Annotated in this window: 12 protein-coding genes; 2 read left to right on the top strand and 10 right to left on the bottom strand. The window is 60.6% G+C overall.

What is annotated here, in order from left to right; genetic code table 11:
- Nucleotides 1–17 precede the first annotated feature (17 nt).
- Nucleotides 18–761 carry a carboxy-S-adenosyl-L-methionine synthase CmoA gene (gene cmoA, locus ATI14_RS12680; protein WP_016973481.1) on the top strand — a complete coding sequence of 248 codons (744 nt, stop codon included), beginning with the start codon at nucleotides 18–20 and terminating at the stop codon, nucleotides 759–761.
- Nucleotides 758–1,714 carry a tRNA 5-methoxyuridine(34)/uridine 5-oxyacetic acid(34) synthase CmoB gene (gene cmoB, locus ATI14_RS12675; RefSeq protein ID WP_016973480.1) on the top strand — a complete coding sequence of 319 codons (957 nt, stop codon included), beginning with the start codon at nucleotides 758–760 and terminating at the stop codon, nucleotides 1,712–1,714. The genes cmoA and cmoB overlap by 4 nt, the downstream gene beginning before the upstream one ends.
- Before the next feature lie 184 nt (nucleotides 1,715–1,898).
- Here cmoB and tadA read toward each other — a convergent pair whose 3' ends face one another.
- From tadA to lptF, 10 genes are all read right to left on the bottom strand, one after another.
- Nucleotides 1,899–2,396 (bottom strand): tRNA adenosine(34) deaminase TadA, encoded by a 498-nt coding sequence (tadA, locus tag ATI14_RS12670; RefSeq protein WP_016973479.1) that lies wholly within the window; start codon nucleotides 2,394–2,396, stop codon nucleotides 1,899–1,901.
- Nucleotides 2,396–3,778, bottom strand: coding sequence for a multicopper oxidase family protein (locus tag ATI14_RS12665; protein ID WP_100831488.1), 1,383 nt, complete (start codon nucleotides 3,776–3,778; stop codon nucleotides 2,396–2,398). Before ATI14_RS12665 ends, tadA begins: the two co-directional genes overlap by 1 nt.
- Before the next feature lie 241 nt (nucleotides 3,779–4,019).
- On the bottom strand, nucleotides 4,020–4,763 hold the full coding sequence (gene pdxJ, locus ATI14_RS12660; protein ID WP_080520468.1) for a pyridoxine 5'-phosphate synthase: 744 nt from the start codon (nucleotides 4,761–4,763) through the stop codon (nucleotides 4,020–4,022).
- 51 nt (nucleotides 4,764–4,814) lie between these two features.
- The gene (gene recO / locus ATI14_RS12655) at nucleotides 4,815–5,504 is read right to left on the bottom strand and encodes a DNA repair protein RecO (protein ID WP_016973476.1); all 690 of its coding nucleotides are present in this window, start codon (nucleotides 5,502–5,504) and stop codon (nucleotides 4,815–4,817) included.
- A 92-nt stretch (nucleotides 5,505–5,596) separates the two neighbouring features.
- Nucleotides 5,597–6,499 carry a GTPase Era gene (gene era, locus ATI14_RS12650; RefSeq protein ID WP_016973475.1) on the bottom strand — a complete coding sequence of 301 codons (903 nt, stop codon included), beginning with the start codon at nucleotides 6,497–6,499 and terminating at the stop codon, nucleotides 5,597–5,599.
- Complete coding sequence (gene rnc, locus ATI14_RS12645; RefSeq protein ID WP_016973474.1) at nucleotides 6,492–7,181, bottom strand: ribonuclease III; 690 nt, start codon at nucleotides 7,179–7,181, stop codon at nucleotides 6,492–6,494. Before rnc ends, era begins: the two co-directional genes overlap by 8 nt.
- A 152-nt stretch (nucleotides 7,182–7,333) precedes the next feature.
- Nucleotides 7,334–8,188, bottom strand: coding sequence for a signal peptidase I (gene lepB, locus ATI14_RS12640; protein WP_016973473.1), 855 nt, complete (start codon nucleotides 8,186–8,188; stop codon nucleotides 7,334–7,336).
- Nucleotides 8,189–8,193: 5 nt separating this feature from the next.
- Entirely contained in the window at nucleotides 8,194–9,993 is a 1,800-nt protein-coding gene (gene lepA / locus ATI14_RS12635) for a translation elongation factor 4 (RefSeq protein ID WP_016973472.1), read from the bottom strand.
- A gap of 151 nt (nucleotides 9,994–10,144) precedes the next feature.
- A complete protein-coding gene (lptG, locus tag ATI14_RS12630; protein WP_016973471.1) occupies nucleotides 10,145–11,224 on the bottom strand; it encodes an LPS export ABC transporter permease LptG in 1,080 nt (359 codons plus the stop codon).
- Complete coding sequence (gene lptF, locus ATI14_RS12625) at nucleotides 11,217–12,335, bottom strand: LPS export ABC transporter permease LptF (RefSeq protein WP_080520467.1); 1,119 nt, start codon at nucleotides 12,333–12,335, stop codon at nucleotides 11,217–11,219. The genes lptG and lptF overlap by 8 nt, the downstream gene beginning before the upstream one ends.
- Nucleotides 12,336–12,424: the final 89 nt, after the last annotated feature.

Raw genomic sequence — 12,424 nt, 5'->3', positions numbered from 1 at the left:
TCGTCGCCGGAACAACCGTGAGCAAAGAACCCGATCGCCTATTCGCCCAGCCCCTGCCCCAGGTGCCGGACTTCGCCTTTAACGAGGACGTGGTGCGGGTGTTCCCCGACATGATCAAGCGCTCGGTGCCCGGTTACCCGACCATCGTCGAAAACCTCGGCGTGCTCGCCGCGCAATTCGCCCAGCCCCATAGCGTGCTCTACGACCTCGGCGCATCCCTCGGCGCTGTGACCCAGGCGCTGCGCCGCCATGTGCGCAGCGACGGTTGCCGCGTGATTGCGGTGGATAACTCGGCGGCCATGGTCGAGCGCTGCCGCGAATACCTCAATGGCCAGGACTCAATGTTTCAGGAGTTGCTGCCGGTTGACGTGATCGAGGGCGATATCCTCGCGCTCCAGTTCCAGCCCGCCTCGGTGGTGGCGCTGAACTTCACCCTGCAATTTATCGCCCCCGCAGAACGCCTGGCCTTGCTTGGGCGCATTCGCCAGTCGCTGCTGCCGGGCGGTGCGTTGATCCTTTCGGAAAAACTGCGTTTCAACGATACCGAAGAACACACGCTGCTCACCGATTTGCACATCGCGTTCAAACGCGCCAACGGCTACAGCGAACTGGAAATCGCCCAGAAGCGCAGCGCCATCGAAAACGTCATGAAGCCCGACAGCCTCGAAGAACATCGCGAACGCCTGTTGGCGGCGGGGTTCTCGAAAGTCGTGCCGTGGTTCCAGTGTCTTAACTTTGCCTCGTTGATTGCCTTGCCATGATTGATCTGTCTCCCCTCGCCCGCCACTTGGTCGGCACTCCCCTGGCTGTGTGGGCCCAGGGCCTGCAGGCGCAACTCGATAGCAAGATGGAAAAAGGCCATGGTGACCTGGCGCGCTGGCAAAGTGCGCTGGATGCATTGCCAAAAATCCAGCCGAGCGACGTGGACTTGTTGGGCGGCCTGACGCTCGACACCGACTGCGACGACGCCACCCGCGCACAGATGCACACCGCGCTGATGGGCCTGAGCCCGTGGCGCAAGGGGCCGTTCAACCTGTTCGGCGTGCACGTGGACACCGAATGGCGCTCGGACTGGAAGTGGTCCCGTGTGGCGCCACATTTGAATTTGAAGGGCAAGCGCATTCTCGATGTGGGTTGCGGCAATGGCTATTACATGTGGCGCATGCTCGGTGCCGGCGCCGACAGCGTGATTGGCGTGGACCCCAACTGGCTGTTCTTCTGCCAGTTCCAGGCGGTGCAGCGCTACCTCTCAGCACCCAGGGCCTGGCACCTGCCCTTCCCGTTTGAAGACCTGCCGCCAAACCTGGAAGGTTTCGACACGGTGTTTTCCATGGGCGTGTTCTACCACCGACGTTCGCCCATCGAGCATTTGCTGGCGCTGAAAGACACGCTGGTCAAGGGCGGTGAGCTGGTGCTGGAAACGCTGGTGGTCGAAGGCGATCAGCAACAAGTGCTGGTGCCGGAAGATCGTTATGCACAGATGCGCAACGTGTGGTTCCTGCCGTCGGTACCGGCGCTGATGCTGTGGCTGCGCCGTGCAGGCTTCAGTGATGTGCGCTGTGTGGATGTGAGCGTGACGACGGTTGAAGAACAGCGCGGGACGGAGTGGATGAAGTATCAGTCGCTCAGTGACTTTTTGGACCCGAATGATCACAGCAAGACGATTGAAGGGCTGCCGGCGCCGATGCGGGCGGTGATCATCGCCAGGAAGTAACAGATCGTTCCCACGCTCCGCGTGGGAATGCAGCCCGGGACGCTCTGCGTCCCAAAGCGTGACGCGGAGCGTCACAAGAGGCATTCCCACGCAGAGCGTGGGAACGATCATCAGTCACTGATGAGTTGACTGACAGATAGCTATCGCAGGCAAGCCAGCTCCCACACTTGATCTCCAGTGTTCTTCAGAGTGGGGGCTTGGCGCGGCGAGCCTTGAAGAATTCGCTCAGTACCGTGCCGCATTCCTCAGCCAACACCCCACCTTCAAACAACACCCGATGATTCAAAAAGCCCTGGGTAAAAAACTGCCCCTGGCTCTGTACAATCCCCGCCTTGGGCTCCAGCGCGCCGTACACCACCCGCGCAATCCGCGAATGCACAATCAAACCCGCGCACATGCTGCACGGCTCCAGCGTCACATACAGCGTGCTGCCCACCAGGCGGTAATTGCTGATCGCCTGCGCCGCGGCGCGGATGGCGACCATTTCGGCATGGGCGCTGGGGTCATTGCCGCTGATGGGGCAGTTGAAGCCGCGGCCGATGATTTCACCGTCCTGCACCAGCACCGCGCCCACGGGCACTTCGCCCAAGGCCGCGCCCTGTGCCGCGAGGGCCAGGGCTTCGCGCATAAAGTGCTGGTCGCGGCTGCGGTCGATAATCGCTGTGGGGCGAATCTGGCGCATCACGCCACCTCGATGGCGGCCATCAGGCCGGTTTCCATGTGGTCGATCACATGGCAGTGGAACATCCACACCCCCGGGTTATCCGCCACCAACGCCACGCGGGCGCGTTCGTTTTTGCCCAGCAGATAGGTGTCGGTGAAATACGGAATCACCTTGTGACGGTTCGACGCGATCACCTTGAAGCTCATGCCGTGCAAATGGATCGGGTGCTGATACTGGGTCATGTTCTTCAATTCAAAAATGTAGCTCTTGCCCTTTTCCAGCTTGGCAATCGGGCGGTCGGCGCAGGTTTTGTCGGTGATGTCCCAGGCCTTGCCGTTGATTTGCCACAGGCTGGGCGGTTTGCCGTTATCGGTATCGACCGACACTGAGCCCACCCACTCGAAATTGAAGTTGAGTTTCTCGGCATTGGCCAGGTCCGGCTCGGCAATCGGGTTGGCGGGCATTGCGGGCGGCCACTCGGTGGCCGCGTCGGTAGTGGCCACCGAGCGGAAGGTCCCCAAGCGCACCGGGCCGTTGCGGATCGACAGCTCTTCACCGGCCGGCGGTGCCTTGATTGCCAGGCAAATGCGCATGCCCGGCCCCAGCCAGTATTCCTTGCCCAGCGGGCGCGGCTCGATGGGGTTGCCGTCCAGTGCATAGATCTGCGCTTCGACGTCAGGAATATTGAGGCGATAGGTCAGGGTGTTGTCGAGGTTGAGCAGCCGCACGCGGGTGATCTGTCCGGCGGGCAAGTCAATAACCGCCTGGGATACGCCGTTGATGGTCGACAGACGCCCGGCAGTGCCGCCACGCGCCGCCTCGCGGGGCACGCTGAAGGCGACAAAAGCGCCTTCTTCGTCAACATGCCAGCTTTTCAGGCTCAGGGTGCGCTCGTGCTTGAAACCGGTGGGGTCACGCTCTTCGATGATCAGCGGGCCGACCAGGCCACGGCCGAGTTCTTCGCTGCTGTTCACGTGCGGGTGATACCAGTAGCTGCCGGCGTCGGGCACGCGGAATTTGTAGTCGAAGTATTCGCCGGGCAGCACCGGTAATTGCGAAACGTAGGGCACACCGTCCATCTCCAGCGGCAGGCGGATGCCGTGCCAGTGGATGGTGGTGGCGACCGGCAGGTGGTTGATGAAACGCACCCGCAGCCATTCGCCCTGACGCACACGCAATTCGGTGCCCGGCGCCGAAGGGCCGAATGCCCAGGCTTGGGTCTTGTGGCCCGGCACCAGTTCCACGTCCAGTGGTGCCGCGATCAGCTCGTAATCGTGCCCGGCCTCGGACTCGGCGACTTTCCCCAGCCAGTAGCGGTAGGCGCCACCGGCACCGACGCCCACTACGGCCAGGCCTGCAAGACCACCCAGGATTTGTCGACGGGAAAAGGATCGGGACACAACAACCTCACGTATCTGCCACAGGCCAGAGGCCCGCAAAGGGCAGATACGATACACCTGACCCGGCTAAACAGTAAGACTTCGCATTGCCGCATGCCAAATTCACTGCAGACTCATGTGGGAGCTGGCTTGCCTGCGATCGCGGTAGGCCAGCCAATACATGGGCTGACTGATCTACCGTCATCGCAGGCAAGCCAGCTCCCACATTGTTGATCTTCAGTGTTTTTTAGACTGTGTTTGTTCAGGCTTTGGCAGCGGCCAGGATCAGTGCTTTCATCTCGGCCACCGCACCTTTGAAACCGACGAACAGCGCGTGCGCCACCAGCGCGTGGCCGATGTTCAGCTCGTTGATGCCTTTGATCGCCGCCACCGCCTCGACGTTGTGGTAATGCAGGCCGTGGCCGGCGTTGACCATCAGGCCTTCATTCAAGCCGCATTTCACGCCGTCAATAATGCGCTGCAACTCTTCAGCCACTTCGGTCGGCGTGGTCGCATCGGCGTAACGGCCGGTGTGCAGCTCGATGGCTGGCGCGCCGACGCGACGGGAGGCTTCAATCTGGCGCTCGTCGGCATCGATGAACAGCGACACTTCGCTGCCCAGCTTCAACAGGCGCTCTACTGCCGCCTTGATCCGCGCTTCCTGGCCCGCCACGTCAAGGCCGCCTTCGGTAGTGAGTTCCTGGCGGGTTTCCGGCACCAGGCAGATGTGCGCCGGGCGGATGCGCTCGGCGAACTGCATCATTTCTTCGGTTACGCCCATTTCGAAGTTCATGCGGGTTTGCAGCACGTCCTTGAGCACCAGCACATCGCGCTCCTGGATGTGGCGGCGGTCTTCGCGCAGGTGCACGGTGATGCCGTCGGCGCCCGCTTCTTCGGCGTCCAGCGCGGCCTTGACCGGGTCAGGGTAACGGGTGCCCCGGGCCTGGCGCAGGGTGGCGACGTGGTCGATGTTGACGCCAAGAAGAATGCGATTGCTGGTGGTCACGGAAGCGCTCCTGAAAAGGGAAAGAAACGGTGCACAGCATACACGGGGATGTCAGGGCTTTCGAAACAACTCGCGACTGACCAGCGGCCGTCCGCCCAAGTGCACGGCCAGGGCCTGGCGCATCAGGCGCTTGGCGGCGGACAAGGCGCCGGGGGCGGTCCAGTCGGCTTCGCTCATGGCCAGCAGTTCGGTGCCCTGGAACAGGCCGGGTTGCAGCAGGTAGACACGCTCAAGGCCAGCATCGACTTGCAGGCGGTACATACCGTCTGCGGCAATGGGCTCACCGTGCAGGTCGTTGGCCAGTTCGAAGCCGTAGCCCAGGTCGTCAAGCAGCCGCCATTCGAAGGCGCGCAGCAGCGGCTCCAGGGGTCGGCCTTCGGCCAGAGCGAGCAAGGTGGCGGCGTAGTGGTCGAAAACGCCCGGATGCGGGTCTTCGGCGGGGAGCAGGCGAATCAACAGTTCATTGAGGTAGAGGCCGCTGAACAGCGCTTCGCCATTGAGCCAGGCGGAGGTGCCGACGCTCTCCATGCGGCCGACGTTTTTCAGCTCGCCCTTGCCCCGAAACTCAACGTCCAATGCCACGAACGGCCGCGCCAATGTACCCGCCTTGCCCCGTGCACTGCGCAACACCGCGCGCAGGCGGCCCTGGGGCGTGAGGAAGTCCACCAGGGCGCTGGTCTCGCGGTAGGCGCGGCTGTGCAGGACGTAGGCGAGTTGGCTGGGAGGTGGGGATTGGGACATGAGACGGGGAATCTCTGAAGAAGAAAAGCGCTTTTGTGGCGAGGGAGCTTGCTCCCTCGCCACAACAAGCCCGCCAACCATTAAGCCATGTGTCAGAGGTCGCCGTAGCCCAGAGAACGCAGTGCACGCTCGTCGTCGGACCAGCCACCCTTCACCTTCACCCACAGGTTAAGCATGATCTTGGAGTCGAACAACAACTCCATGTCCTTGCGCGCCTCGGTGCCGATGCGCTTGATGCGCTCGCCCTTGTCGCCAATGATGATTTTCTTCTGGCCATCACGTTCGACGAGGATCAGCGCATGGATATGCAGGGTTTTGCCCTGCTGCTTGAACTCTTCGATTTCGACGGTGATCTGGTACGGCAGCTCGGCGCCCATCTGGCGCATGATTTTCTCGCGCACCAGTTCGGCGGCGAGGAAGCGGCTGCTGCGGTCGGTAATCTGGTCTTCCGGGAAGAAGTGCTCGCTCTCCGGCAGGTGCTCGGCGATCACACGCTCCAGGGCGTCGAGGTTGTGGCCGTGCTGGGCCGAAATCGGGATGATCTGGGCGTTCGGCAGTTGTTCCTGCAGCCAGCTCAGGTGCGGCATCAGCTCGGCTTTGTCTTCGATGCGGTCGGTCTTGTTCAGCGCGACGATCAAGGGGCCGGTGACGTACTGCACACGCTCAAGAACCATCTGGTCTTCGTCGGTCCACTTGGTGCGGTCAACCACGAAGATCACCACGTCGACGTCTTTCAACGCCGCCGAAGCAGTCTTGTTCATGTAGCGGTTCAGGGCCTTTTCGCCGCCTTTGTGCATGCCCGGCGTATCGACGTAGACCGCTTGCACGTTGCCTTCGGTCTTGATGCCCAGCATGTTGTGGCGGGTGGTCTGCGGCTTGCGCGAGGTGATCGCCAGCTTCTGGCCGAGGATGTGGTTGAGCAGCGTGGACTTGCCCACGTTCGGGCGGCCGACGATGGCAACATAGCCACAGCGTGTTGCGGTTGAATCAGTCATGGCCATTCTCCACGCCCAGGGCAATCAGTGCTGCAGCGGCCGCTACCTGTTCGGCAATACGACGGCTCACACCCTGACCTCGGCTTTTTTCATTCAATAAGGTGACTTCACATTCCACGAAGAACACGCGGCAATGGGGCTCACCCTGGATATCCACCACTTCGTAGCGTGGCAGTTCGCAACCACGGGACTGCAGGAATTCCTGCAGACGGGTCTTCGGATCTTTATTGGTATCGACCAGCGTGAGGCTTTCGATTTCGGACGTCAGCCAGGCGGTCACCCGCTCCTTGGCCGCTTCCATGCCCGCATCGAGGTAGATGGCACCGATCAGCGCTTCAAGGGCGTCGGCCAGGATCGACTCGCGACGGAAACCGCCACTCTTCAACTCGCCGGAACCCAGGCGCAAATACTCACCCAGGCCAAAGCCACGGGCCAGCACGGCCAGGGTCTCGCCCTTCACCAGACGCGCGCGCAGGCGCGACAACTGGCCTTCACGGGCTTGGGGGAAACGTTCGAACAACGCTTCACCTGCGACGAAATTGAGGATGGCATCACCGAGAAATTCCAGGCGTTCGTTGTTACGCCCTGCAAAGCTGCGGTGTGTGAGGGCAAGGACCATCAATTCCTGGTCCTTGAAGGTGTAGCCGAGCTGGCGCTCGAGACGGCTTAGAGAAACGCTCACGGTTTACCCATATCTGTTTGGTGGCACCGGCGGCCATCGACGATTGACGCAGTGTTCAAATTCAAATCCTGATTGGTGCAGCAAGGGGCCGGGCCATTGATTGTCCCAACCCCAGAAAAGCATTCGGCGCTGTGATCACAGCGCCGCCTGTATTACTTGATCAGCCCGACCCGCGAGAAGTTCGGCAGGTGGCTGAGCTTGGGTTCCGGCCAGCTCATCCAGACCGCAAAGGCCTTGCCGACAATGTTCTCGTCGGGAACCATGCCCAGCAGGTCCTTGGGAATGTTGGGGTCATCCCAGTAACGGCTGTCGTTGGAGTTGTCCCGGTTGTCGCCCATCATGAAATAGTGCCCGGCCGGCACTTTCCATTCGCCATCCGGCATTGCACGGTAGCGGCTCATTTCCTTGCGGATTTCGTGCTCGACCGTGCCGAGTTTTTCCTGGTACAGCTCGGCGCTGCCCAAGGTGTTCGGCTCGGTGCCGATCAGCTTCTCGGCCACCGACTCGCCATTGACGAACAGGCGTTTGTCACTGGTGTAGCGAATCACGTCGCCCGGCAGGCCGACCACACGCTTGATGTAGTTGACGTTCGGGTCGCTCGGGTAGCGGAACACCATCACATCGCCGCGCTGCGGGTCACCGACCGGGATGACTTTCCTGTCGATCACCGGCAGGCGGATCCCATAGGAAAACTTGTTCACGAGGATGAAGTCACCCACGTCCAGGGTAGGTTTCATCGACCCCGAAGGGATCTGAAACGGCTCCACCAGAAACGAGCGCAGCACCAGCACGATGAACAGCACCGGAAAGAACGACTTGCCGTATTCAACCAGCAAGGGCTCTTTGTTCAGCTTCTCGACCACCACCGCATCGGGCTGGCTGACGCTGCCCTGATAGGAGGCGATAGCCGCCCGCCGACGCGGGGCGAAGAACACCAGATCGAGCAACGCCAGGAGACCGCAAACGGCAACGGCGATGACCAGCAACAGCGGGAAATTTAGTGACATAGGACCTAACTATCCAACCTGAGCACTGCAAGGAAGGCTTCTTGTGGAACTTCCACGTTGCCTACTTGCTTCATGCGTTTTTTACCGGCCTTTTGCTTCTCAAGCAGCTTGCGCTTACGGCTTACGTCACCGCCGTAGCATTTGGCCAGTACGTTCTTTCTGAGAGCCTTGACGGAGGTCCGTGCAATGATCTGCCCGCCAATGGCGGCCTGGATCGCGACGTCGAACATCTGGCGCGGAATCAGTTCTTTCATCTTCTCGGTCAACTGCCGACCTTTGTAGTGCGCGTTGTCCTTGTGCACGATCAGTGCCAGTGCATCTACCTTGTCGCCGTTGATCAGCACATCCAGTTTCACCAGATTAGCCGATTGGTAACGATCGAAATGGTAATCCAGCGAAGCATAGCCGCGACTGGTGGATTTGAGGCGGTCGAAGAAGTCCAGGACCACTTCGTTCATCGGCATGTCGTAGGTCACTTGCACCTGGGTACCGAGGAACAGCATGTCGCGCTGAACGCCACGCTTCTCGATGCACAGGGTAATGACGTTGCCCAGGTGCTCCTGAGGTACCAGGATATTGGCCCGTACAATCGGCTCGCGCATGTCGTCGATAGCCGACAGATCCGGGAGCTTGGACGGGTTGTCGACGTAAATCGTTTCACCGGTTTTCAGCAACAGCTCAAAAATAACGGTTGGCGCGGTGGTGATCAGGTCCAGGTCGTATTCGCGCTCAAGGCGCTCCTGGATGATTTCCATGTGCAACATGCCCAGGAAACCGCAACGGAAGCCAAAGCCCAGGGCGTCGGAGCTTTCCGGGGTGTACTGCAACGACGAGTCGTTGAGGGTCAGTTTTTGCAGGGCTTCGCGGAAATCTTCGAAGTCATCGGAGCTGACCGGGAACAGGCCGGCGTAAACCTGCGGCTGAATGCGCTTGAAGCCCGGCAGTACGTCAACGTCCGGCGTGCTGCTCAAGGTCAGGGTGTCACCTACCGGTGCACCGTGAATGTCCTTGATGCCGGCAATGATGAAGCCTACTTCACCGGCTTTCAGATCAGCGGTTGCCGTGTGCTTGGGGTTGAACACACCGACGCTGTCCACCAGGTGGATCTTGCCGGTGGACTTGACCAGGATCTTGTCGCCCTTCTTCACACGGCCATGGCGCACGCGTACCAGGGAAACAACGCCCAGGTAGTTGTCGAACCAGGAGTCGATGATCAACGCTTGCAGCGGATCTTCGTAGTTGCCGGTCGGGGCGGGAATGGTCTGCACCAGGCGTTCGAGCACTTCGTCGACACCCAGGCCGGTCTTGGCGCTGCAGGTGACGGCGTCGGTGGCGTCGATGCCGATGATCTTCTCGATCTCTTCCTTGACGCGCTCAGGCTCGGCCTGGGGCAGGTCGATCTTGTTCAGCACGGGCATGACTTCCAGGCCCTGCTCGATCGCGGTGTAGCAGTTGGCAACCGACTGCGCTTCGACGCCCTGGCCAGCGTCAACCACCAGCAAGGCACCTTCACAGGCCGCCAGGGAACGGCTGACTTCATAGGTGAAGTCGACGTGGCCCGGGGTGTCGATGAAGTTCAGCTGGTAGGTGATACCGTCTTTGGCCTTGTAATACAGAGTTACGCTGTGGGCCTTGATGGTGATCCCGCGTTCGCGTTCGAGGTCCATGGAGTCCAGTACCTGGGCTTCCATTTCACGCTCGGCAAGGCCGCCGCACATCTGGATGAATCGATCGGCCAGCGTCGACTTGCCATGGTCAATGTGGGCGATGATGGAGAAATTGCGGATATGACTCAAATCACTCACGGATCAACACTCAAAAAGGCTGCAGGCAGATTGCCCGCTGAAAAATAGCCGGGAATTGTACCTGATGCTCAGGCCAGACGTCATCTTTGCTGACCAGAACAAAAATGCCCCGATCTCTCGACCGGGGCATTTTTTGTCTATAAGGGCGATCTCAACCGGCCCGGCGCAACAGCCAGAACCCGGCCACGGCGCAAATGGCAGTCGGCACCAGCACCGCAAACAGTGGCGAGAACCCGAACACCAGACTCGACGGCCCGAGCAGATCCTGGGCGATACGGAAGGTGAAGCCCACCAGCACGCCGGTAAACACGCGCTGGCCGAGGGTGACGGAGCGCAACGGGCCGAAGATGAACGAGATCGCCATCAGCACCAGCGCAGCGGTGACCACTGGCTGCAACACCTTGACCCAGAATGCCAGCCAGTAGCGGCCGTTGTTCAAGCCTTGATCCTTGAGGTAGTGGATATAGCTCCACAAGCCCGAGATCGGCAGGGTTTCCGGGATCATCACCACGGTATTGAGCAGCTCCGGCTTCAACGCGATATCCCACGCCTCGGTCGGCACGTTGATCACTTCGGTGTAAGCCTTGGTGCCCTGCCCCACATTGCGGAAATAAGTGGTGGTGACGTCGCTCAACTCCCAGTTCTCGGCGCTGTATTGCGCGCGCCGGGCGAAGCTGGAGGTCAACATGTGACGCTCCTTGTCGAACGTGTAGCGCGTCACACCAATCAACAGGCCGCCCGGTTGCACGGCGTTGATGTGGATGAACTCATCACCCTGACGGTGCCACAGGCCATGCTTGGCACTTTGTGCGTCACCGGAGCCCTGAGCCAGGGCGCGATTGGCCTGGGCAGTGGCTTCGGAAGGTGGCGCAACGTATTCACCGATCAGCACGCTGCACGCCATCAGCAACAGCATCGGCTTCATGACCGCCCAGACGATACGGCCGATGGAAACACCCGCCGCCCGCATGATGGTCAGTTCGCTGCTGCTGGCCAGGCTGCCCAGGCCGATCAGGCACCCGATCAGCGCGGCCATCGGCATCATGTCGTAAAGGCGACGCGGCGCGGTCAGCGCAACGAAACTCAGCACATCGGTGACGGTGTAGGTATCGGTGACGTTGCCCACCTCATCAATGAAGGCAAACAACGAGGCCAGGCCAAGGATGATGCCCAATACCGCCAGGATGGCGATCAGTACGCTGCTACCAATGTAGCGATCGAGCTTAGCCACGAGCCAACTCCTTCTGGCCGCGACGGCTCTGCATTTTCAAACGTATGGGTTCCCAGTAGAGCAGCCCCAGGCCGATCGCCAGGAAGATGCCATGCACCCACCACAGGCCGATAATCGGCGACAACTTGCCCTTTTCGAGGGAGCCGCGGGCGGAAATCAGGATGGTCAGGTAGGCCATGTACAGCAGGATCGCCGGCAACAGCTTGAGGAAACGGCCCCGGCGCGGGTTGACGCGCGACAGCGGCACAGCCATCAAGGTCACGATAAACACCAGCAACGGCAGGGAAATACGCCATTGCAACTCGGCAATGGAGCGCAGTTCCTGGCTGCCGAACAGCGAGGAAGTGGGCAATGCATCGCGGTCGGTGACTTCTTCACTGATCTCGGGTTTGGCCAGCATCACACCGTAGGTGTCGTATTTGATGGCACGGTAGTCCGCCAGACCCGGGCTGCCGTCGTAGCGGTAGCCATTTTCCAGGATCAGATAACGGTTGCCGTCAGGGCGTACTTCCTGACGGCCACTGTCGGCGACCAGAATCGAAATGCCGCGATCTTTCTGGTTTTGCCCCAGATTTTTCTGGGAAATGAACACACCACCCAGATTGGAGCGGTCATCGGTCATGGTTTCGGTGTAGGTCACGCGGGTGCCGTCGTTGAGCGCCTGAAAACGCCCTGGCTCCAGGGTATCGAACTCCGTCATGGCGTCCTGCTTGTTCAACAGCAGCTGGAACTGCATGGCGCCCTGAGGGGCCAGGCTCATGCTCAGCCACGCCACCAACAGCGCCACACCGGCAGCCGGCACCATGGTCATGGCCAGCAGACGCTGCTGGCTCATGCCGGTAGCCGACAGCACGGTCATTTCGCTTTCAAGGTACAACCGGCCATAGGCCAGCAGAATGCCGAGAAACAGGCCCAGCGGCAGGATCAGCTGCAGGAAGCCCGGCAGACGAAAGCCCATGATCAGGAACAACGAGCCCGGATCCAGGGCGCCCGAGGCCGCCTGGGCAAGGAATTTGACGAAACGACCACTCATGGTGATGACCAGCAGCACCGCACTCACGGCACTCAGGGTCAACAGGACTTCGCGGGACAGATAACGGAAGACAATCAAACCAGACACTCCAGGGTTGTCAGGCTAAGCGGCCAAACAAGCAAGCATACCGAGTCAGCCCGTTTTCACGGGCCGGCTAAAAAAGATGG

This window comes from Pseudomonas tolaasii NCPPB 2192, from assembly GCF_002813445.1.
Classification (GTDB): Bacteria; Pseudomonadota; Gammaproteobacteria; order Pseudomonadales; family Pseudomonadaceae; genus Aquipseudomonas; species Aquipseudomonas tolaasii.
This window is presented reverse-complemented; position numbering and strand designations above follow the sequence as displayed.

What these genes read in the sequence shown, in the direction of transcription:
- cmoB (WP_016973480.1), top strand. Translation starts at nt 758, where the DNA reads ATGATTGATCTGTCTCCCCTCGCCCGCCACTTGGTCGGCACTCCCCTG.
- tadA (WP_016973479.1), bottom strand. Translation starts at nt 2,396, where the DNA reads ATGCGCCAGATTCGCCCCACAGCGATTATCGACCGCAGCCGCGACCAG.
- recO (WP_016973476.1), bottom strand. Translation starts at nt 5,504, where the DNA reads ATGTCCCAATCCCCACCTCCCAGCCAACTCGCCTACGTCCTGCACAGC.
- era (WP_016973475.1), bottom strand. Translation starts at nt 6,499, where the DNA reads ATGACTGATTCAACCGCAACACGCTGTGGCTATGTTGCCATCGTCGGC.
- lepB (WP_016973473.1), bottom strand. Translation starts at nt 8,188, where the DNA reads ATGTCACTAAATTTCCCGCTGTTGCTGGTCATCGCCGTTGCCGTTTGC.